The sequence below is a fragment of the Oceanobacillus sojae genome (genome assembly GCF_007991515.1).
In the GTDB taxonomy this organism is placed as follows: domain Bacteria; phylum Bacillota; class Bacilli; order Bacillales; family Amphibacillaceae; genus Oceanobacillus; species Oceanobacillus sojae.
In genome coordinates this window covers 285969-309252 of sequence record NZ_BJYM01000001.1, presented here as the reverse complement: position 1 = coordinate 309252, position 23284 = coordinate 285969, and the positions used below count along the sequence as shown (strand labels likewise).

Sequence of the window (23284 nt, the reverse complement as noted above, 5' to 3'; positions counted from 1 at the left end):
GATTTGCTATTCCCTTTTTAAGATAATAATAAACAGCTTGGCAGCAGATTACTGAACAAAATATACTAGCTTTTATCTACAATGAAATACGAAAAAAATAAAAAAAGGTTTCAAAGTTTGCTAGTTTTGTCGAATTTTCTGAAAACAGAGCATTTTTTGACTGGAGAATTTGCTGTTTTACAAAAATAAAAATACATGCCGGATTCTGTTTGGAAGCAGCATGTATTTTTGTTCTGCAGGAAGGTACTCAAAAGCATATTTTTTTATTTTTCTTTTATAAAATAAAAAGAATATATCTGGATATTAAGAAATTATAAATCGTTTTGAATCCCGGATTCTAAAGAAGATATCATCTCTTTTTTCTCTTCCTCATTGGAATGGTTCCAAATCAGTTCAAAAAGAACTCCAAGACCAGGGAGCATTTTTTCTTCTCCATTATTAATTGCATCGACGATAGTTGCTTCTAATTGTTCTTGATCATTATTCGATATGTTTGCATAAATTGCTTTACGGATATTTAAATCCATCACTATTCACTCCTTATTTGTGATATTAAAAGTAGTTTGACCATTAGTCGTGAATTTATGTATGATGTAATTAGAATTTAAAATGGGATAGGATGAATAAAGTGATTACATCTGTGAAGAATGAGAAAATAAAGACGTTAAAAAAATTACATCAGAGAAAATATCGTAAGCAGACGAATACTTTCCTAATTGAAGGATCACATTTAATAGAAGAAGCATTATCAAGTAATTGGATTACAAAAGAAATTATTATTTCTGAGGAGGTATCTGTGCCGGAGACTGCGGATAATCTTCCTGTTACCCAAGTGACTAAACAAGTATTTAAAGAGCTTTCCTTTACTGCTTCGCCTCAGGGAATTATGGCTGTGGTCGAAATGAAGAAAGATAACGCAGTAAACGGAGAGGTAGTAGTTCTGCTGGATGCTATTCAGGATCCGGGTAATTTAGGAACGATTATACGCACTGCTGATGCTGCAGGGGTTGATGGAATCGTGCTGGGCGAGGGCTGTGTCGATTTGTATAATGATAAAGTAATCCGCGCAACACAAGGATCGATTTTCCATTTGCCAATTCTGCATGCAGAATTGGAAGCAGAGACTGTCCGATTGAAACAATCAGATTACACTGTTTGGGCTACAGCCTTGGAAAAAGCGGAAAACTATAAAAAGCTGCCAGTACCGCAAAAAACAGCAATTATTTTTGGTAATGAAGGTGCAGGAGTAAAGGAATCTTTGTTAGAAAAAGCGGATGAACGCGTGACAATTCCTATCCTTGGCAAGGCAGAATCATTAAACGTCAGCATTGCAGCAGGGGTTTTATTGTATCATTTAAAGAATTAAGCTTGCAACGGAGACATAATTTTTCTATAATAGCTGTAATATAATTAATCTGTTCTCACAGCTTGAGAACAAACAACAAAACGCAATGAAAGAGCAAGTAACTGCCTGTAGAAGTGATTCAGGGAGAAGATGCCTTGACTGGAAGCATCTTTATCATTTCAGGTTGATTACATTTCACTCTGGAGCGGACACTTGGACCATAATCGAATGTAAAGGTGATTCGGATGCCATCCGTTATGAGGCAAGAGTTGGATTGGATACATTTGTTCAGTCAACAAGGGTGGTACCGCGACCATATAGCTTCGTCCCTTTTTTGGAGACGGAGCTTTTTTATGTTTTTAAAAAGTCCATCGAAAACAAGGAAAGCATTAAAAGGAGGTATTTAGCACGATGAAAGAAGAATTACAGGCGATAGAATCAGAAGCCCTCGCAGCTGTTGAAAAAGCGGAAGATAGTCAGGCTTTACAAGAGATGAAAGTAAAATATTTAGGTAAAAAAGGCTCTTTGACCACTGTTCTTCGTGGTATGGGCAAATTATCTAAGGAAGAGCGTCCAATTATTGGTGAACTTGCTAATAATGTTCGAGCATCTATTACAGAAGCGTTAGATGCAAAAACAGAAAAATTAGAAAGAGCAGCTTTGGATAAACAGCTGGAAACAGAAACCATTGATGTGACACTGCCGGGAAATCCAGTCCATGTTGGGGGCAGACATTTATTAACCAGCATTATGGAAGAAATAGAGGATTTGTTTATCGGAATGGGCTATGAAGTGAAAGAAGGCCCGGAGGTTGAAACAGATTATTATAATTTTGAAAAATTAAATTTACCGAAAAATCATCCGGCTCGTGATATGCAGGACACTTTCTTTATTACAAATGAACTTCTTCTGCGTACACAAACATCACCGGTACAGGCCCGGACAATGGAAGCATATCAGGGAAACCGTCCGATAAAAATGATCTGCCCGGGCAAAGTGTACCGCCGCGATACAGATGACGCAACACACTCTCACCAATTCAGACAAATTGAGGGGTTAGTAGTAGATAAAAATATTACGTTAAGTGATTTAAAAGGTACATTAGATGTATTCGCGAAAAAAATGTTCGGGAAGGATCGTAAAATTCGCTTGCGTCCATCTTTCTTCCCGTTTACTGAACCATCTGTTGAAATGGATGTTTCCTGTAAGGTGTGTAATGGAGAAGGATGTTCTGTTTGTAAACAGACTGGCTGGATTGAAATTTTAGGCGGTGGAATGGTTCACCCGCGTGTATTGGAAATGAGCGGTTATGATTCCACAGTTTACAGCGGATTTGCATTTGGAATGGGACAGGAACGTATTGCGATGCTGAAATATGGTGTAAATGATATTCGTCACTTCTACACCAATGATGTCCGTTTCCTATCACAATATCATCAAGCGTAAGAGAAGAAGGAGGAGAGTACATGCTTGTTTCCTATAATTGGTTACGAAATTATGTCAATTTAGATAATGTAACACCAGAAGAATTAGCAGAAAAAATAACACGGTCTGGTATTGAAGTAGAAGGGATTGAATATCTGGCTCCCAAAAGTGAAAATATTGTAGTTGGATATGTGAAATCCTGCGAAAAGCATCCAGACGCAGATAAATTAAACTTATGTCAGGTGGATGTTGGAGAAGAGTCTCTGCAAATCATCTGTGGTGCGCCAAACGTTGGATCGGGGCAGAAGGTTGCTGTTGCAAAGCCCGGTGCAAAGCTTCCAAATGGTATGAAAATCAAGAAAGTGAAGCTGCGTGGTGTAGAATCAAATGGAATGATTTGTTCCCTGCAGGAGCTTGGGTTAGATGAAAAATACATTCCTGTTGATGTCGCAGAAGGAATCTTTGTTTTCCCTGAAGATGCAGAAGTAGGTGTACCTGTACAGGAATTATTGAACCTGGATGACGCCATTTTAGATTTGGATGTACTGGCAAACCGGCCGGATGCATTAAGTATGCTTGGTGTGGCATACGAGGTGGCAGCAATTTTAAATCAGCCAATGGAACTGCCTGATGAAAATCTGACTGTTGACGAATCTATAGAAGCAAAAGATTATATCGATGTAAAAATTGATTCCATTGAAAATAATCCATATTACGGTGCTTTTATAATTAGAGACGTGGAAATAAAACCGGCTCCATTATGGATGCGCAACTACTTAATGGCATCAGGTATTCGTCCAATTAACAATGTAGTGGATATTACTAACTTTGTTTTATTAGAATACGGGCAGCCGCTCCATGCGTTTGATTATGATCAATTTGGATCGAAGCAGGTAGTCATCCGTCAAGGAAAAGTAAATGAAACAATGGTTACTTTAGACGATCAGGAACGTCAATTAAACGAAAACAATCTTGTTATCACGAATGGAAAAGAGCCTGTTGCTTTAGCTGGAGTAATGGGAGGAGCTGATTCCGAGGTAACAGATGAAACAACGAACCTCCTGTTGGAAGCAGCGTATTTTAATTCAGCTTCTGTACGCCATACAGTGAAGCAAACAGGATTGCGCAGTGAATCAAGCACCCGCTTTGAAAAAGGTGTTGATCCAAATCGCGTAAAACGTGCTGGAATACGTGCATGCAGCCTGCTTCAAAAATATGCAAATGGAAAAATTGCAGGTGGTGTTGTAGAAGTAGATGAGCTGGATAAATCAGAGAAATCTGTCACAGTTACAACAGCAAAAATAAATCAGCGATTAGGAATGGAATTGGACGAAAAAGATGTGACCTCTGTCTTGTCACGCTTACAATTTGAATTCAGTAAAAATGGAGAAGAAATTATTGTTCAAGTACCGACCCGCCGTCTTGATATTTCTATTTTTGAAGATATTCTGGAAGAGGTAATCCGTATTTATGGTTATGATCATTTACCATATACGATTCCTCAAGGCTGGGTTCAGGCTGGCGGTTTAACTGATATCCAGCTATTACAGCGGGAAATTAAAAATTATTTATCAAGTGCCGGGCTAATGGAAACATTAACCTACTCTTTAACAAACGAAAAGGATGCAAAGCGATTCTTAACACCGGATATTGAAGAAAAGCCTGCTTACTCTGTCGGGCTGGCAATGCCAATGAGTGAAGAGCACAGTCATCTGCGGTTAAGTCTTATTCCGGAAATGCTTCGCGTATTGCAGCATAATGTAGCCAGGACACAAACAGATTTAGCTTATTATGAAATTGGTAAGGTATTTATTTCCCGTGAAGAGGAGATAACAAATCAGCCAATTGAAAACCTGCATGTTGCCGGCGCCTTAACCGGTCTATGGCATAATCATCCATGGCAGCAGGAGAAGAAGCCGGTTGACTTTTATGTAGCTAAAGGAATTGTTGAAGGCTTGTTTGCACATTTAGAATTGAATGTTACCTTTGTACAAACAAAAATGGAAGATATGCACCCGGGACGCTGTGCAGAAATCAGGTTAAATGGAAAGGGCATTGGCTATGTTGGCCAGGTTCATCCACTGACTGCAAAAGATTTTGATGTGAAGGAAACATATGTCTTTGAAATAGATCTGGAATCTGTGTTCGCAGTTCATCAGCTGACACCTTCATTCACAGATATTCCGCGCTATCCATCTGTGACCAGGGATATTGCTTTTATCCTGGACAATGATATTCCTGCCGGTGATGTTCAGGCAGTTATCAAGGAAATCGGAGCTCCATTGGTAAAAGAGGTATCTATATTTGATGTCTATCAGGGAGAGCATATGGAAGAAGGTAAAAAATCTGTTGCTTACCGTCTTCTATACCAGGACCCGAGCCGTACGTTAAAGGATGATGAAGTGGATGCTTCTTATCAGGAGATTATTGAAAAAGTAAATAATCAATTCGGATCTTATGTCCGCTCATAATCAGAATAAAAGAAAGCCGCTGTCACTACTTTTCCTAAAGCTGTGACGGCGGCTTTTGTTTATAGTCTGTTGATTATCAATTTCCACATTTCAATCCACGCACCCATATAGGATGCGAAACTGCTTAACTCATTTCAGCGTGGTGATCGAGAATTTCAATCCACGCACCCATATAGGATGCGAATCTTGAGAAGATGGCAGCTCGTCCCCTTGCACATATTTCAATCCACGCACCCATATAGGATGCGAACTCACCTCTTCTTTTTCTTTTTATCTAGTTCCGATTTCAATCCACGCACCCATATAGGATGCGAAGTTGCTGCAGGAGAGTATCAAGCGGTTAGAGTAATTTCAATCCACGCACCCATATAGGATGCGAATACCTCAGTTTCTCCGTCACCATCAGTAAGATAAATTTCAATCCACGCACCCATATAGGATGCGAATTGCATTTAGTTTAGGAACGTCATTCATCGGTGCATTTCAATCCACGCACCCATATAGGATGCGAATCCTCTCCTTTTAACTGTTAATTACATAGGTCAAATTTCAATCCACGCACCCATATAGGATGCGAAAGGTGTCGCTATCCACCCCTCTTTATATTCCACAATTTCAATCCACGCACCCATATAGGATGCGAAAGCGCACATAAATTCTCTATATACAGTAAGGGTTTATATATACAAAAGTGCTAACCTGTATTTTACTCCTGATATTTAGTATTAATTTCATAGAAACAAGAGGTAAAACCTTTATAAATCAACAGGTGCTAATCTCCTTAATAATCTATGTTTGCTTTGGGTTAGCACCTGATCAAATAAAAGTAAGATAAAAAATTTCAAGGTATGCGGAAATAATGAATAATACTATTTTATCATAAACACTTTTGACTTTATTATCTTTTCAACAACACAGCTTATAAAAGACTTTCCCTAAAGAAAATCAAGCATATTTCAATTTTAATCTGGCAATAAATCAATTATCCGGATTCACATTCATAGGAAGCTGCCAATCGATAGGAGTAAGATTTTCCTGTTTTAAAATAGCGTTTGTTTTTGAAAAGTGACGGCATCCAAAAAAACCGCGATGTGCTGATAAAGGACTTGGATGCGGAGCTTTTAAAACATAATGCTTATCCGTATCAATTAACTCCACTTTTTTCTGTGCTGCTGCTCCCCATAATAAGAACACAACTGGGTGATCCTTCTGATTTAAAGAATAAATCACCTGATTAGTAAATTGCTCCCAGCCTTTATTTTTATGAGAATGTGCCTGATGTGCCCGGACGGTCAGAACATTGTTAAGCAGAAGTACTCCCTGATCTGCCCACGCTTTCAGGTAGCCATGAGAAGGAATCTTAAAATCGACATCGGCAGCGAGCTCCTGATACATATTTTTTAATGAAGGAGGAACCGGAACACCGGGTTGTACAGAAAAGCTAAGACCATGTGCCTGGTGGGGGCCATGATAAGGATCCTGGCCTAAAATAACAACCTTTACTTTTTGAAAATCCGTAAAATGCAATGCATTAAAAATATCGTACATATTTGGATAAATTGTGTGTGAACTGTATTCTTTTTTTAGGAATTCCCGTAAGTGTTTATAGTAGTCTTTTTGAAATTCTTGCTTTAAAACTTGTTCCCAATCGTTCTTTAAAGGTATATTCATTATGTCACCTCATTCTTATAAGTATTTCTTTGCTTTGTTTGTGTTGGCAAAATGAAGTTTCGCTACATGTCCAAGCTGCTGTTCGCCGTGAGTTCTTATATAATTTGCTGCCACTTTATCTACTTTACTGGAGGCACCCTTTGGCAAAATTATCCCGGCTTCTTCTGATAATTTATCCATAGCAGTAACAAACCGGGCTCTTGCTAAAATAGAAGCTGCAGCAACATTAATAGAATGACTCTCTGCTTTGGTAATAAAGGTGGTATTTTCATGAAGCTTTAATGCTTCCGATTGCAGGTAACGCTTATATACAGCAGGTTCACAAAACTGATCAATTACTATTCCGCCGTAAGCTGATCCATTAAGTTTTTTGATCAATCTATCAATAGCGTGATGATGCAGCATCGCTTTCATCTTTCCTTGAGACCAGCCTTTATTTTGCAGATGATTATATTTTTCGTTCCCTAATTTAAGAATTGTATATGAAATAGGGAGCTTTAAGATTTCTTGCGCAATGTCTTGTATAACATCGTCCTTTAAATTTTTAGAGTCTACAACTCCGAGCTGTTTTAGTTGGAATTGCTGCTCTTTTGTTGCGAAAACTGCAGCAACAGTAATCGGCCCAAAGTAATCGCCAGTACCGGACTCGTCCGAACCAATATGATTCTTTTGGAAAATAGCTGTGTCGATATTTGGGGAATGCTTTGTTTTTTTTGCTTGTGTAATGGCAGATTTACTCTTCCATTGGGTGCTTTCCTTCTCTGGCTGACTTCCTTGAAAAAGAACTTTGCCGGAATGGTACGCTGTGATAACAGCATAAGGTGTTTTTGCCCGGAAGACAGCTCCCTGGGGTGTTTTCTCTAAGTAAGCGTGATAATGCTTTTTCATTTCTTTTATTTTAGGTGCAGCTAATGTTAATACTTCTTGGCCCAAAGCTTCATTCCTCCAATCATTAGATACCTAAGACTATAGCAAAAATAGCGGGATTTTGAAATACTTCTTTTTAAGCAAAGTTCATGTTAATATATAAAAGAATCATCGTTGCACAGGAGGCAGCAAAAAATGACAGACAATGAGAAAAAACGCGTTACTGTTGAAATATATAATCGAACCTACCATATTATTGGTACAGAATCAGAACGCCATGTTCAATTAGTGGCAAATTTAGTCGATCAAAAAATGAATGAAATCCATGATGCAAATAAACAATTAGATACAGCCAGTTTAGCAGTATTAACAGCTGTAAATACAATGAACGATTATTTAAAACTAAAAGAAGACTATGCGACACTTTTAGGTTCACTACGAAAGAAAGAGGACTAACAAACATGATTAACTTAATTTTAATTATTCTTCTGTTATTTGGAATAATGATGGGGTTAAAAAGAGGGTTTATTCTTCAGTTATTTCATTTAACAGGTTTTATTATTGCTTTTATTGTTGCGGTAATGTACTTCCGCCCATTCGGAGAAAGACTTTCTCTTTATATTCCTTATCCGGATCTTTCAGGAGAAGGAGCCTGGTCATCGTTTTTGGAAAACCTGCCTATAGAAAACGCATTTTATAATGCTATCGCCTTTGCGATTATTTTCTTTGCAGTGAAGTTTATTTTGCAAATTATTGCTTCGATGTTAGATTTTGTAGCTGCGATACCAATCATCAGCTTTGTTAACAAAATCTTAGGAGCTGCACTTGGCTTTGTTGAATTATATTTAATCAGCTTTATTATTTTATATATCCTGGCCCTAACACCGGTTGGCGGTGTACAGGAAGCGATTCAAGGATCTTCACTGGCGATGCGGATCATTGAGCATACACCGTATTTTTCAGAACGTATTTTTGAATTATGGTTTAATTTGACGGAATCTTTGACTAAATAAAATAGCAGACCATGAACATGATGATAATAAGCAAAACTGACTCAGACTAAACTAGCTTGGGTCAGTTTTGTTACGATAGGAATGCCTGTAATTTCCAATGTGGCAGATTGAAGAAATATGTTTAAACAAATTGGGAAAACAAGTATTTCATCTCCTTATTAACTTATCAAACCTTCCGTGTATAAAGAAAAATCCACAAAAGGAAGTTTTGTTTATGTAAATGGTGACAGAATAGGGGAAAGTATATGAATAAAAAAGATATTATTCGTTTGCTGGAGAAAATAGCAGTTTATATGGAGCTGAAGGGGGAAAACCCTTTTAAAATAAGTGCTTATCGAAAGGCTGCGCAGGCTATTGAGACAGATGACCGCAGCTTGAGTGAAATAGATGACTTTACTAAGATGAAAGGCATTGGAAAAGGAACTGCTGCAGTAATTACAGAATTTATTGAAGCAGGTCATTCGGAAACACTGGAACAATTGGAGAAAGAGGTTCCTGCTGGGCTTGTCCCCTTATTGGACTTACCTGGACTTGGAGGAAAGAAACTGTCTAAGCTTTATCAAGAATTAGGCGTGGTGGACGCTGACACTTTAAAAGAAGCTTGTCTGTCCGGAAAGGTGGAGGCTTTACCCGGATTTGGCAAAAAATCTGTGGAGAAAATTGTTACAGCGATAGAGGAAGCTGGCAAGAGACCAGAACGAATTCCTGTAGCAATTATGCTTCCGATCGCAGAAAAGGTGGAAGCTTACTTAAATGATATCACTGGTATTATCCGCTATTCTCAGGCGGGAAGCATCCGGCGTATGCGTGAGACAGTTAAAGATCTTGATTTTATCATTGCTAGTGACAACGCAGAGGAAGTAAAAGAAGCGTTAATAAAATTTCCTTCCATCAAAAATGTTATCGCTAAAGGAGATACAAAGGTATCTATCACTTTGGAAGAGGTTTATGATATTAATGTTGATTTTCGTCTGGTTTCTGATGGGGAGTTTGCTTCCACTCTACACCATTTTACTGGCTCAAAGGACCATAATGTGGCCATGCGGCAATTAGCAAAATCACGTGGTGAAAAAATCAGTGAATATGGTGTGGAGATAGAAGAAACAGGGGAGACACTTCAATTTGAAACTGAAGAATCTTTTTTCAAACATTTCGGTTTGCACTTTATTCCTCCGGAGGTTCGTGAAAATACGGGAGAAGTAGAAATATTTAAAGATAAACAGGAATTAATCCAGCTTTCTGATATTCAGGGAGATTTGCATATGCACACCACCTGGAGTGACGGCGCGCAATCTTTGGACGAAATGGTTGAAAAAGTGAAGAGTATGGGTTATTCCTATATGGCAATAACAGATCACTCTAAATATTTGCGGGTAGCGAACGGATTAAATGAAGAACGGCTTCGGAAGCAGCGGGAAGAAATAAATGCTTTAAATGAAAAATATCCGGATTTCCAGATATTTTCCGGTGTGGAAATGGATATTTTGCCGGATGGAAGCCTGGATTTTGATGATGATTTTCTAAAAGAAATGGATTTTGTTATTGGTGCGATTCATTCCAGCTTTCAACAATCAGAAGAAGATATTATGCACAGGTTAAATAATGCATTGGAAAACCCATACGTATCCATTATTGCTCACCCGACAGGAAGACTTATTGGCAGAAGAGATGGGTATAGAGTGAATTTAAAGAAGTTGATTGAAAAAGCGAAAGAAACAAATACGGCTTTAGAAATCAACGCTAATCCAAATCGTTTGGATTTATCCCACGAATGGGCTAAAAAAGCACAGGAAGCAGGCGTTAAACTGGTTATTGATACTGACGCACATAATTATCAAATGCTTGAGCATATGAAATATGGCGTAGCAACGGCCCGCAAAGGATGGATTAAACCATCTACTGTTATCAACACATGGTCAAAAGAAGAACTAATCACATTTTTTAACCGGGGAAAATGAAAATTTTATAAATGAAATTGTATTTTCTTTTAATGGGCTACCACTAAAATTTATGGGTGAAATTAATTATATAAATATAATAAGGAAACAAAATAGCAACAAACTTATCTTACTAATATAAAAATAATTTTTAATAAAAGAGGGTTTTAAAATGAATGAACGCGTATTAAAAACGCTAGAATTTCATCGCCTTGCTGAAATGGTGTGTGATCAAGCTGAAACCTCTATCGGAAAGGATTTAGCATCTAAGATACGCCCTAATTCCTCGCTGGAAGAAGTGGAGGAATTACAAGCACAGACAGATGAAGCAGTACAAATTTTCCGGCTGAATAAGGTGATCCCTTTAGGGGGTATATCGGATATACGTCCCAGCGTGAAGCGAAGTGCAATAGGCAGTATTTTGGCTGCAGATGAGGTTTTGCGCATTGGTGATACTTTGTATGGCGGCCGGCAAGCAAAAAGCTTTTTGGAGCAGGTGGAGGATTTAGAAATACCAATTCTTCAATCTGCTGCATCAAATATTATTGCAATTCGTGATTTAGAGCAGCATATTAATAGCTGTATTGATGATCATGGTCATATTATGGACGGAGCTTCTTCAGCTTTGCGTTCCATCCGCAGCTCCATTCGCACTTACGAGAGCAGTGTGCGGAGCAAGCTGGAAAGTTATACACGCTCTAACAGCAAAATGCTTTCAGATGCTATTATCACCATTCGGAATGACCGTTATGTTTTACCGGTAAAACAAGAATATCGCGGTGCTATTGGCGGTATTGTTCATGATCAGTCATCATCGGGACAGACGTTATTTATGGAGCCTAAAGCAATCGTAGATATGAATAATAAATTACAGGATTTATTTTCTAAAGAAAAGCAGGAAATAGACCGTATTTTAAAAGAGCTGAGCGGCCATATTGCTTCCTATGAACAGGAGCTTTTGAATAATGTATACTGGCTTTCGCAAATTGATTTTATAAGTGCCCGGGGAAAACTTGCACAAAAAATGCATGCTGTAAGGCCTAAGATGAATATAAATGGTTATATAAAGATGCAACAGGCAAGACATCCATATATCCCGGAAGATCAGGTTGTTGCTAATGATATTGAAATGGGAGAAGACTTCCAGGCTATTGTTATTACTGGACCAAACACAGGCGGAAAAACAGTAACATTAAAAATGATTGGTCTCTGTACATTGATGGCTCAATCAGGGTTGCAGGTGCCGGCGCTGGATGGCTGTGAAATGCCGGTATTTGATGAGGTTTTTGCTGATATTGGTGATGAACAGTCCATTGAACAGAACTTAAGTACTTTTTCATCACATATGACTAATATTGTAGAAATTATGAAACATGTAACAGATCAGTCACTTGTTTTATTTGATGAATTGGGTTCAGGTACAGATCCTCAAGAAGGGGCTGCTTTAGCGATGTCCATTCTTGATGAAGTTCTTTCAAAGAATGCAAGTGTCATTGCTACAACGCACTACCCGGAGTTAAAAGCTTATGGATTCAACCGGAAACAAGTTGTCAATGCTTCCGTTGAGTTTAATATAGAAACCTTAAGACCTACCTATCGATTACTAATAGGAGTTCCGGGGCGCAGTAATGCATTTGAGATTTCAAAACGGCTCGGCCTTGATGAGACAATGATTAATCATGCCAAGCAGCTGATTGGAGTAGATTCACATCAGGTGGAAAATATGATTGCTTCTTTAGAACAATCCCATACAGAGGCTGAAAGAGATTATGAAAAAGCCCATGAGCTCCTTGAAGAGAGCGAAAAACTTCATGCTGAACTGGAGAAAGCAATGATCAGGTGGGAAGATCGCAAACAACAAATTTATGAAAGAACAGAGGAAAAAGCAGAAAAAGCATTGCTTAAAGCGCGTCAAGAAGCAGAAGAAATTGTTCAGATGATGCGGAATATGAAAAACCAATCCGGAATGAAAGAGCATGAATGGATAGAAGCCAGAAAAATGCTTGATGAAGCAATGCCCAACCTGAGCAAAGAAAAACCAGCTGTATCTCTTGAAAAGAAGCAGGAAGAGAGCGAGTTAAAGCCAGGAGATGAAATTAAACTTCTTACGGTGAATCAGCTTGGCGAGGTTGTCAGTAAAGTTAATGATAAGGAATACATGGTGCAGGTCGGCATTATGAAGGTAAAGGTGAAAAGATCTGATTTAGAGCTTGTTAAGAAGAAGAAAAAGAAACAGGCGGAACCAGTGGCTACTGTAAGAGGGAGTAATCAGCACGTAAAAACAGAATTAGACCTGCGCGGCGAGCGTTATGAGGACGCAATACACAAACTGGAAAAGTATGTTGACGATGTATTACTGGCTGGATATGCTCAGGCATCAATTATTCATGGCAAAGGAACCGGCGCATTACGAAAAGGGGTTCAGGAATTCGTTAAGCGGCATCCGCATATTAAAGGCTCCAGGTCAGGTGAAGCTGGAGAAGGCGGAAGCGGTGTTACGATAATTCGTTTTGAATAAGAGGTAATTTATTTAAATGTTAATGGACGTTGAAAAAAGGGATTAATCAATATATTATTGAGAATGGATAGCATACCATTACAATTGATCCCTTTTTTCCCAATGAAGGAGCGAAGAAAATGGAAGGCTTTTGGGAAAATATTTTAGTAATAACGGCAGCAAGATATAGTGTGTTTATCTTATCAACACTACTATTTTTAGCAATATTTGAGCTGGTGACTTCCTATAAAAACTGGGAGGAAATTAAAAATGGAAACATAGCCGTTGCTATGGCTACAGGCGGTAAACTATTTGGTATAGCAATGATTTTCAGATTTTCTATTGAACATAATGATCGATTATTAGTTTCTATGGGCTGGGGCGTATTTGGTTTTATCTTATTAATAGCCGGGTATCTGTTCTTTGAATTTTTAACCCCATTTATGAAAGTTGATGAAGAAATTGGTAATGGCAATAAGGCTGTCGGGTTTATCTCTATGGTTATTTCAGTAGGGTTAGCTTATGTTATTGGAGCCAGTATAGTAGGTTAGGAGTGGAAATTTTGGTATTTGAACGTTTAGCAAAGATATTAATGGCAGTAGGAATCATTTTTTTCGTGGTAGGAATTATCTACTTATTTCTCTAAAATTTAGATAATATTTTCAAAAATAGAAATTAATCGTTATAATAGGTATATACTATACTAAAGGAGGAGTGATTTAATGGTGGAGAAAAGACTTTGGCATGATCGTTATCCCGAAGATATACCGTTAACAATGGAGTATGATAAGTGCCCTCTGTATCAATATTTAATCGATGCCGCTCATCAGTACGGAGAAAAGAAAGCGCTTTATTTTATGGGGAAAGAAATAACATATAAAGAGCTTTATGAAGAATCGAAAAAAATAGCAAATTACCTGCAATCTATTGGTATTCGAAAAGGAGACAGGGTTGCTATTTTTTTACCGAATACACCTCAGGCTGTAATCAGTTACTATGGTATTTTAATGGCAGGCGCTATCGCTGTTCCCACGAACCCGCTTTATAAAGAAAGAGAACTAATCTTTCAAATGAATGATTCACAGGCCAGAGCAATTATTTGTTTAGATATATTATTTCCACGTGTGAATAGTGTTCGTAATCATACTCCATTAGAGCATGTCATTGTAACAGGTATCAAGGACTATCTTCCATTTCCCAAAAACGTAATCTATCCTTTTATACAGAAACGGGAATATAATATGGTTGTCAAAGTGGAACCTGGTAATGATACACATGTATGGAAGAAAATAATGGAACAATCCGTTGCTGACTATTTAGAATCATCCATTGATCCTATGGAAGATCTAGCTCTCCTGCAATATACCGGCGGAACAACAGGGAACCCAAAGGGAGTTATGCTGACTCATTATAATTTGAGCTCAAACGTACAGATGTGTGAAACCTGGCTTTCTGGAAGTGCAAAAAAAGACAAACAAGATTCAGTTGTTGGTATTCTTCCATTCTTTCACGTATATGGGATGACAGCAGTCATGAATTTTGCGATTAAAAAAGCAGCAAAAATTATTCTTATACCAAAATTTGATGCAGGTGATTTATTAAAGGTAATTGATAAACAAAAACCAAATCTTTTTCCAGGTGCTCCAACTATCTATATCGGTCTCTTAAACCACCCTGATATAGAGAAATATGATTTATCCTCTATCGAAGCATGTATTAGTGGTTCAGCTCCTTTACCTATTGAAATCCAGGAACGTTTTGAAAGAATTACCGGAGGAAAGCTGGTAGAAGGATATGGGTTGACTGAATCCTCTCCTGTAACACATGCAAATTTTGTATATGCGGAACGTATTAATGGCAGTATCGGTGTTCCATGGCCGGATACGGATGCAAAAATTGTTCAAATGAGTAGTGACGGCTTAGAAGAGCTTCCAATGGGAGAAATAGGAGAAATTGCTGTGAAAGGTCCGCAAATCATGAAAGGATACTGGAATAATGAAGATGAGACAGCAAATAGCTTAAAGGATGGCTGGCTGTTAACCGGTGATCTGGGTTATGTGGATGAAAGAGGCTATTTTTATGTAGTCGATAGGAAGAAGGATATGATTATCGCCGGTGGCTTTAATATCTATCCAAGGGAAATTGAAGAAGTATTATATGAACATGAGGCTATTCAGGAAACTGTAGTGGCAGGAATACCAGATGCATACAGAGGTGAGACTGTAAAGGCATATATCGTCCTGAAAGAGGGCACAAGCTTAACGGAAGAAGAATTAAATGAGTATGCAAGAGAACATCTGGCAAGCTATAAAGTACCAAGAATTTATGAATTTCGTGATGAGTTACCGAAAACAGCAGTTGGAAAAATCTTAAGAAGAAAACTGGTAGACGAAGAGAAACAGAAACAAGAAGCAACATCTGTTTGAGCCTCGTGCTCTTTTTTTCTTTTTAGAGGATGTTTTAAAATATGATAAGATAAACCAGTTTTTCATTGACATTAAACTGCAAGGATTGTATATTAAAAATATGAATGACTATTCACTCATTTTTTAATATACAATCAAGGAGAAAATTATGAATAACCAAAAGCCAAAATATCATCAAATTATTGAAGCCGCTGTGAAAGTAATTGCTGAGAATGGTTACCACGGATCACAAGTTTCAAAAATAGCCAAGGAAGCGAATGTTGCTGACGGTACAATTTATTTATATTTTAAAAACAAGGAGCATATTCTTGTATCACTATTTGAAGAAAAAATGGGAGAATTTATTGAACGGATAGCTAAAGCGATTGAAGGCAGTGATTCCGCTTCAGATCAATTATATACATTGATTGAAATGCATTTCAGGCAGTTGTCTTCTGATTATTATTTAGCAATCGTAACACAGCTGGAGTTGAGGCAATCAAACATTTCTCTAAGACTGCAAATTAATCAAGTTCTGAAGCCTTATTTAAAAGTGATTGATGGTATTATCCAAAAAGGAATTGATCAGCATCAATTTAAAGAAGATCTTAATATGCCTTTAGTAAGGCAAATGATCTTCGGAACGCTAGATGAGATTGTGACAAATTGGGTTATGAAGGAACAGAAATATACTCTTGTTGACATGGTACCAGAAATCCACAGAATGCTGGTCAGTGCTTTAGCTTCTAAATAAGCGGTTAAAACAAAAAAGGAGTGGTAGTCTTGTCCATTATTGATTTAAAAACTGCAGAGAAGGTTGCTTATTTAACGATTAAAAGCCCTCCTGCAAATGCGTTATCTTCAAAAATTATTGCGAAGCTGGATGAGCTGTTAACACAGATTGAAAAAGGTGATGAAGCGAAAGTGATAGTCTTGCAAGGGGAAGGCAAGTTTTTCTCAGCAGGGGCAGATATTAAAGAATTCACCTCTCTTCAAGAAGCGTCTGAGTATGAAACTTTAGCAAAGAATGGCCAGGATATTTTTAGCAAGATAGAGCATTTTCCGCTTCCGGTCATTGCATCTATACATGGGGCCGCGTTAGGTGGAGGACTGGAACTTGCTATGGCTTGTCATATAAGGTATGCAACAGCTAATGCAAAAATAGGTCTCCCAGAAATGAATTTAGGGATTATTCCTGGATTTGCAGGAACGCAGCGGTTACCGCGTTATGTAGGAAATGCGAGAGCATACGAAATGATTTTAACTGGAGAACCCATTTCCGGAAAGCAGGCTGAGGAGTGGGGATTGGTTAACCGGACATTTGAAGAAGGAGAGCTTGAAGAAGCGGTTCGTAAATTAGCCGGAAAGATTGCTGCAAAAAGCAAGCCGGGAATTAACCGGATTATGAAGCTGATTCCGTATGCAAATACGAGCCAATTTAAAGAAGGAGTTAAAAAGGAAGCCAGTTTGTTTGGTGAGATTTTTGGCTCTGATGATGCTAAAGAAGGTGTAAGCGCTTTTATAGAAAAAAGAGCAGCTAACTTTCAAGATAAATAGATTCTAGTTTGTTAGGAGGAAAAAAGAATGAATATTTATGTATTATTAAAGAAAACATTTGATACAGAAGAAAAAATTACTGTTCAAGGTGGCAGAATTGAAGATGATGGTGCAGAATTTATCATTAATCCTTACGATGAATATGCAATAGAAGAAGCAATTGTACAAAGAGACGCCCATGACGGTGAAATAACTGTAGTTACTATTGGAGACGAAGATTCTGAAAAACAGCTCCGAACAGCACTTGCGATGGGAGCAGACAAAGCCGTTCTTATTAACACAGAAGAAGATCTAGAAGATGGAGACCAATTTACTACTGCGAAAATTTTAGAGGCTTATTTTGAAGGTAAGGATGCTGATTTAATTTTAGCGGGAAATGTTGCTATTGATGAAGCAAGCGGTCAGGTTGGCCCAAGACTTGCAGAGCTTTTGGGTATACCTTATGTTACAACCATAACCAGTTTGTCCATAGATGGCGCTGCAGTATCGATTGAAAAGGATGTAGAGGGTGACGTGGAGGTTATTGAAACAAGTCTGCCTTTATTAGTTACGTGCCAGCAGGGTTTAAATGATCCACGCTATCCGTCTTTGCCGGGAATTATGAAAGCGAAGAAAAAACCACTTGAAGAATTGGAAATTGACGATTTAGACCTGGACGAAGATGATGTGGAAGCTAAAACAAAAACAATTGATATTTATCTGCCGCCGGAAAAAGAAGCCGGTAAGGTGTTAGAAGGAGAAATAGCGGATCAGGTGAAGGAGCTTGTGTCCTTGTTGAAAAATGACAAAAAAGTACTTTAACAGGATGTTCAAAAAGTCCAATAAAAATGACACTGCGAATTTCTACGTTGACGATTTTTTCCAATGGGACTGCGATTACTCGTCCCACCAAAAGCGTTACTCACGTATTTAAAAACATACGCTCCGTTTGGAAAAAGCTCGTCGCCTTGAACTTCTTGGTCCTTTTCATCGAACTTTTTGAACACGTAATTTAATGCAGCTGATAGTGAAAGGGGATAATAACAATGAGTGACAAGTTACTAGTGATTGGTGAAGTAAGAGATAATGATATAAGAAATGTTTCCTTCGAGGCAATTGCAGCAGCAAAACAAATTAGTGCTGATGCTGAAATCGTAGGAGTGCTGCTCAGTGACAATGATTTGACAAGCGCAGGTGAAGAATTTATTGCTCATGGAGCTGATAGTGTCATAACTGTCACACACGAAAATTTGAAAGAATATACATCAGAAGGATATGGACAGGCAATTTTAGAGATTATTGATGAGTTATCTCCAAACGGGATTGTTATGGGGCACACTTCAATTGGAAAGGATTTAACACCAAAAATTGCTAGCCGCTTATCTGCAGGACTAATCTCAGATGTTGTAGACATTGAAAAAGATGGAGACGATGCAGTTTATATCCGGCCAATTTATTCTGGAAAAGCATTTGAGAAAAAAGCATTTGAAGATGATTTCACATTTGTAACTATCCGGCCCAATAATATACCTGCACTTGAAAAGGATACATCAAGGTCCGGTGATGTAACAGCCAAGGATGTAGATATTAAAGATTTACGTACGATTGTTAAAGAAGTTGTACGTAAAGCATCTGAAGGTGTGGATCTTTCAGAAGCAAACGTGATAGTAGCAGGCGGACGCGGAGTAAAAAGTGCAGACGGATTTAAGCCGCTGTATGAGCTTGCGGAAGTGCTGGGCGGCGCTGTGGGGGCTTCCCGCGGAGCTTGTGATGCAGACTATTGTGATTATGCGCTGCAAATTGGGCAGACTGGAAAAGTAGTGACCCCTGATTTATATATTGCTGTAGGTATTTCTGGTGCTATTCAGCATTTAGCAGGAATGTCTAACTCAAAAGTAATTGTTGCTATTAATAAAGACCCTGAATCAAATATCTTTAATGTTGCTGATTATGGTATTGTAGGCGATTTATTTGAAGTGATTCCGCTGCTTATTGAAGAAATTAAAAAAGTAAAAGCATAATTAGCTGGACATTGCTATTTCAGTTCAAGAATGGATAAAGGCCTGTGAAAAGTAACGCACCACAGGCCTTTTAAAGCTTATTATATATATGTCGAGCAAACTATTAGGAAGTATACTTATACGGTGATATACTCATACTAAGCTTATTATAAGCTGTATGATGTTTTAAGGAGGTAAAATAATGGCAATTAAAAATGTAACGGACCAAAACTTTACGGAAGAGACAGCAGAAGGTCTTGTTCTTGCAGATTTTTGGGCACCATGGTGCGGACCTTGTAAAATGATTGCTCCTGTTCTAGAAGAAATTGATGGAGAAATGGAAGAAAAAGTACAAATCGTCAAATTAGATGTTGATGAAAACCAGGAAACAGCAGGGAAATTTGGTGTGATGAGTATCCCGACACTTCTTTTATTTAAAGACGGTGAAGTTGTAGACCAAGTTATTGGTTTCCAACCTAAAGAGGCATTAACTGATTTAATTAATAAACATGCCTAATATAGTAAAGTCTTCGTTTTGCTGTCATAATAAAATATGATGGCAGAACAAAATCTTTTGTTATTTATTAGAAAAAAGAGAATCCCTTTGTCATCAAACAGATGAGAAGGGATTTTCTGATGCATAAAGGGCTGGTAATATATGAATAATGAAGCAATTGAAAAAAAACTGTCTATTCTTCCAATGCAGCCCGGCTGTTATCTGATGAAGGACAGGCATGGAACGATTATTTATGTAGGGAAATCTAAAAAACTCAGAAATCGTGTACGCTCCTATTTTCGTGGAGCAAATGACCGGAAAACACAGCGTTTAGTACAAGAGATTGCCGATTTTGAATATATGGTTACATCCTCAGAAATAGAAGCTCTTATTTTAGAAATGAATTTAATAAAAAAATATGATCCTAAATATAATGTAATGCTGAAGGATGATAAATCATATCCATATTTAAAAATTACATCAGAACGGCATCCGCGGTTAATTGTCACAAGACAGCTAAAAAAAGACAAAGGGAAATATTTTGGCCCTTACCCTAACGTTATAGCAGCAAGAGAAACAAAAAAGCTTCTTGACCGGATATATCCGCTTAGGAAGTGTAATAACCCTCCTGGGAGACCATGTCTTTATTATCATATGGGACAATGCTTAGCCTGCGGTAAAAATCCGCCTCCTAAAGAGGTTTATCAAGAAATCGTCCAAGAGATAACTTCCTTTTTACATGGCGGATTTAAAGATATTCGTAACCGTTTGACAAAAGAAATGACAGAAGCAAGCGAAGTATTAAATTTTGAAAGAGCAAAAGAACTTAGAGATACGATTCAATACATTGATGCGACCATGGAGCAGCAAAAAATGACTGCAAACGATCTGATAAACAGAGATGTTTTTGGATACAGTTATGATAAGGGCTGGATGTGTGTACAGGTCTTTTTTATTCGGCAAGGAAAATTAATTGAACGTGATGTCAGTGTATTTCCGTTTTACGATGATGCAGCAGAAACGATAATTAGCTTTATCGCAAGATTTTACTTACATGAAAATCATTTAAAACCAAAGCAGGTACTTGTTCCAATCGGTATCGATGATGAAATACTGGAAAAATTATTAGAAATAAATGTTCATACACCGCTTCGCGGGCGCAAAAAAGAAATGGTAGAATTAGCTTGTGAAAATGCAAAAATTGCTTTGAATGAAAAATTCCAATTAATTGAGCGTGATGAAGAAAGAACATTTCAAGCGGTAGAGGATTTAGGCAAATACTTAAATATAGAGATTCCACATCGGATTGAAGCGTTTGATAATTCTAATATTCAGGGGGCAGACCCTGTATCAGCGATGATTGTTTTCGAGGATGGAAAACCAAATAAAAAGGAATATCGGAAATACAAAATCAGAGATGTTAAAGGTCCGGATGATTATGATACAATGCGGGAAGTGATACGTCGCCGTTATTCGAGAGTATTGCGCGAGGAACTTCCTTTGCCCGATTTAATTATTGTAGATGGCGGAAAAGGGCAGATGTCAGCAGCAACAGATGTATTAGAGAACGAGCTTGGTTTAAGTATTCCACTTGCCGGTCTTGCTAAAGATGACCGTCATAAAACAAGCGAATTGCTGTATGGTGATCCGCCTGAAGTGATCCCTTTACAGCGTCAGTCACAGGCATTTTATTTAGTACAGCGAATACAGGATGAGGTCCATCGCTTCGCAATTACTTTCCACAGACAATTAAGAGGAAAAGGATTGTTTCAATCAGAGCTCGATCGTATTCCCGGTGTTGGCGAAAAGCGCCGTGTACTTCTATTAACGCATTTTAAATCGATAGAAGAAATAAAAAATGCGTCTTTAGAGGAGATGCGTAAAATAGGTATACCAAAAAATATTGCCACAGAAATTATCGGGCATTTAAAAGAACATGACAAAGAAAAAAACGATCGTGAAAAGGAATAATTTTCGCGATCGTTTTTTAAGCTGAATAATTTGTTATTCTGTTCCACAGGCGCATCTTTCAGTATAACTTAAAAAAAGCTGTCAATCTTGTATATAAACTGTAAACTCAATTTGCTTCAGGCGGTGGTGTACAGATTCAAGGCATTCACAGTCCACACCTTCTAATTGTTGAAGCACTTCTGCTATTATTCCAGCTTCTAATCGAAAATCGGTTTCAATCTTTGAGTTTAGTTTAGTTACAATAGCATCGGACAAAAGATAAAATGTTTTTACTTTCTTCTTATCTTTTACGAGATCTAATGATCCCAAACCCATTTTTTCAAAAAATAAACTTAAATCTTCCAGACTGCTAAATTCGAATTTGCGAGCTAAATTCCTTCCTAAAAAATAAAGCAGTGTTTCTTTTTCTTCTCCAAACAGCTCTGGTAAGCCAATATAGCGTAAAATATCATATCCCGCACCATCGCTATGTAATTTTTCTAATTCATTTACATCTAATTTTTGATTACCGTCGTACTTTGGCACCACTTTCATCCTTTCCTACACGTCTCGTTCATGTTAAATGTCTAAGGTTATTATCTATTGCCGTCTATTAATTAGCAAGTATTGATACTAAAATTTTTAATATTTTTTGAGGATGTTTGATAGACTATCCTCTCGTTTAGTCACAAGTGAACTTAATTACCTCTATTATAATAACATTACCTGTGCTTTTTCTAAATCTTTTTCTAGGAATCATGTATCTTTCATTTCATTCCTGTATAAAAAATAGTATTTTTTCCTTTAGCAGCAGCGATATCGTGATTATGTTTTTGTTATTAATGTTATTTCGATTGATAGTGCTTTGCTTTCTTTAAGAAGGTGGTTGGGAATTCTTGACGCTTTACCCTGTAAGAAGTACAATAATAGATGTTATTGGCTGTACTGTAAAAAATCATTTTTTTGCTTTCTTGTAAAGCGCTTTATTTTTTATAGTATACATATATTAAGGTATTAAGTTTTAAAGGGGGGTAAACATGGCAGAGCAGCGCGAGTTCTTCTTTAGAAGACTACATTCGCTACTGGGAGTTGTGCCGATTGGTATTTTCCTGGTACAACATCTTTTCATCAATCATCTTGCTGTGTATGGGGAAGAAGCGTTTAATGCGGCAGCTGGTATTATGCATCAATTACCATTTGTATTGGTATTGGAGACACTGGTAATCTATCTACCTATCTTGTTCCATGCAATTCTGGGTGTTTATATTGTTTTTACATCTAGATACAGCACACGCCGTTATGGTTTTTTCCGTAACTGGATGTTCGCATTACAGCGGTTTACTGGTATTGTACTTGTTATCTTCATTGCATGGCACGTATTTGAAACAAGAGTTCAGGTTGGTTTAGGAAATGTAGATGTAAACTATAGCCTTATGGAAGGCATTCTGTCCAGTACACCGATGTTTTGGTTCTATGTGGTCGGAGTACTTTCGGCTGTATTCCATTTCGCAAATGGATTATGGAGCTTCCTGGTAACATGGGGAATTACACAAACACCAAAATCACAGCGCATTTCCACGTATGTGTGTCTGATTGTATTCTTAGCAGTCGGTTATTTAGGTATAAGATCATTACTTGCATTCGCATATGGTATTTAAAAGGTAATGAAAT

General features: G+C 37.7%; 20 protein-coding genes and 1 CRISPR repeat array. Of the genes, 16 read left to right on the top strand and 4 right to left on the bottom strand.

The window, feature by feature from the left end:
- Nucleotides 1–311 precede the first annotated feature (311 nt).
- The gene (gene sspI / locus OSO01_RS01535) at nt 312–527 is read right to left on the bottom strand and encodes a small acid-soluble spore protein SspI (protein WP_147207963.1); all 216 of its coding nucleotides are present in this window, start codon (nt 525–527) and stop codon (nt 312–314) included.
- Nucleotides 528–628: 101 nt separating this feature from the next.
- Here sspI and OSO01_RS01530 point away from each other — a divergent pair, with 101 nt between their 5' ends.
- The 3 genes from OSO01_RS01530 (at nt 629) to pheT (ending at nt 5241) form a co-directional block, all read left to right on the top strand.
- On the top strand, nt 629–1366 hold the full coding sequence (locus OSO01_RS01530) for a TrmH family RNA methyltransferase (protein ID WP_147208073.1): 738 nt from the start codon (nt 629–631) through the stop codon (nt 1364–1366).
- Between the two features lie 390 nt (nt 1367–1756).
- On the top strand, nt 1757–2791 hold the full coding sequence (pheS, locus tag OSO01_RS01525) for a phenylalanine--tRNA ligase subunit alpha (RefSeq protein WP_147207962.1): 1035 nt from the start codon (nt 1757–1759) through the stop codon (nt 2789–2791).
- 20 nt (nt 2792–2811) lie between these two features.
- Nucleotides 2812–5241: a phenylalanine--tRNA ligase subunit beta gene (gene pheT / locus OSO01_RS01520; RefSeq protein WP_147207961.1), complete on the top strand. Its 2430-nt coding sequence runs from the start codon at nt 2812–2814 to the stop codon at nt 5239–5241.
- Nucleotides 5242–5328: 87 nt separating this feature from the next.
- Nucleotides 5329–5885: direct repeats of the CRISPR family, unit length 32 nt; unit sequence ATTTCAATCCACGCACCCATATAGGATGCGAA.
- A gap of 334 nt (nt 5886–6219) precedes the next feature.
- Here the strand turns inward: pheT and ung are convergent.
- A complete protein-coding gene (gene ung, locus OSO01_RS01515; RefSeq protein WP_147207960.1) occupies nt 6220–6912 on the bottom strand; it encodes a uracil-DNA glycosylase in 693 nt (230 codons plus the stop codon).
- A 15-nt stretch (nt 6913–6927) separates the two neighbouring features.
- Nucleotides 6928–7845, bottom strand: coding sequence for a ribonuclease HIII (gene rnhC / locus OSO01_RS01510; protein ID WP_147207959.1), 918 nt, complete (start codon nt 7843–7845; stop codon nt 6928–6930).
- A gap of 129 nt (nt 7846–7974) precedes the next feature.
- Here rnhC and zapA point away from each other — a divergent pair, with 129 nt between their 5' ends.
- The 12 genes from zapA to uvrC all read left to right on the top strand — a co-directional run bounded on the left by zapA (nt 7975) and on the right by uvrC (nt 21634).
- Complete coding sequence (zapA, locus tag OSO01_RS01505; RefSeq protein WP_147207958.1) at nt 7975–8235, top strand: cell division protein ZapA; 261 nt, start codon at nt 7975–7977, stop codon at nt 8233–8235.
- A 5-nt stretch (nt 8236–8240) separates the two neighbouring features.
- Nucleotides 8241–8792: a CvpA family protein gene (locus OSO01_RS01500; RefSeq protein ID WP_147207957.1), complete on the top strand. Its 552-nt coding sequence runs from the start codon at nt 8241–8243 to the stop codon at nt 8790–8792.
- Between the two features lie 245 nt (nt 8793–9037).
- Nucleotides 9038–10750 (top strand): DNA polymerase/3'-5' exonuclease PolX, encoded by a 1713-nt coding sequence (gene polX, locus OSO01_RS01495; protein WP_147207956.1) that lies wholly within the window; start codon nt 9038–9040, stop codon nt 10748–10750.
- Nucleotides 10751–10901: 151 nt separating this feature from the next.
- Complete coding sequence (locus OSO01_RS01490) at nt 10902–13247, top strand: endonuclease MutS2 (protein ID WP_147207955.1); 2346 nt, start codon at nt 10902–10904, stop codon at nt 13245–13247.
- A 119-nt stretch (nt 13248–13366) separates the two neighbouring features.
- Nucleotides 13367–13777, top strand: coding sequence for a DUF350 domain-containing protein (locus OSO01_RS01485; RefSeq protein WP_147207954.1), 411 nt, complete (start codon nt 13367–13369; stop codon nt 13775–13777).
- A 171-nt stretch (nt 13778–13948) separates the two neighbouring features.
- Nucleotides 13949–15652 carry a long-chain-fatty-acid--CoA ligase gene (locus OSO01_RS01480; protein WP_147207953.1) on the top strand — a complete coding sequence of 568 codons (1704 nt, stop codon included), beginning with the start codon at nt 13949–13951 and terminating at the stop codon, nt 15650–15652.
- 148 nt (nt 15653–15800) lie between these two features.
- Nucleotides 15801–16385, top strand: coding sequence for a fatty acid metabolism transcriptional regulator FadR (fadR, locus tag OSO01_RS01475; protein ID WP_147207952.1), 585 nt, complete (start codon nt 15801–15803; stop codon nt 16383–16385).
- A 29-nt stretch (nt 16386–16414) separates the two neighbouring features.
- A complete protein-coding gene (locus OSO01_RS01470) occupies nt 16415–17188 on the top strand; it encodes an enoyl-CoA hydratase (RefSeq protein ID WP_147207951.1) in 774 nt (257 codons plus the stop codon).
- Nucleotides 17189–17215: 27 nt separating this feature from the next.
- Nucleotides 17216–17989: an electron transfer flavoprotein subunit beta/FixA family protein gene (locus OSO01_RS01465; RefSeq protein ID WP_147207950.1), complete on the top strand. Its 774-nt coding sequence runs from the start codon at nt 17216–17218 to the stop codon at nt 17987–17989.
- 224 nt (nt 17990–18213) lie between these two features.
- A complete protein-coding gene (locus tag OSO01_RS01460; protein ID WP_147207949.1) occupies nt 18214–19188 on the top strand; it encodes an electron transfer flavoprotein subunit alpha/FixB family protein in 975 nt (324 codons plus the stop codon).
- Between the two features lie 181 nt (nt 19189–19369).
- On the top strand, nt 19370–19684 hold the full coding sequence (gene trxA, locus OSO01_RS01455; RefSeq protein ID WP_147207948.1) for a thioredoxin: 315 nt from the start codon (nt 19370–19372) through the stop codon (nt 19682–19684).
- Nucleotides 19685–19825: 141 nt separating this feature from the next.
- Nucleotides 19826–21634: an excinuclease ABC subunit UvrC gene (gene uvrC / locus OSO01_RS01450; RefSeq protein WP_147207947.1), complete on the top strand. Its 1809-nt coding sequence runs from the start codon at nt 19826–19828 to the stop codon at nt 21632–21634.
- A gap of 81 nt (nt 21635–21715) precedes the next feature.
- On the opposite strand, the gene OSO01_RS01445 is transcribed toward uvrC, so the two are convergent.
- Nucleotides 21716–22168 carry a DUF2507 domain-containing protein gene (locus OSO01_RS01445; RefSeq protein ID WP_147207946.1) on the bottom strand — a complete coding sequence of 151 codons (453 nt, stop codon included), beginning with the start codon at nt 22166–22168 and terminating at the stop codon, nt 21716–21718.
- A gap of 482 nt (nt 22169–22650) precedes the next feature.
- Between OSO01_RS01445 and OSO01_RS01440 the strand changes: the two genes are divergently transcribed.
- Entirely contained in the window at nt 22651–23271 is a 621-nt protein-coding gene (locus tag OSO01_RS01440) for a succinate dehydrogenase cytochrome b558 subunit (RefSeq protein WP_147207945.1), read from the top strand.
- The last annotated feature ends 13 nt before the right edge of the window (nt 23272–23284 follow it).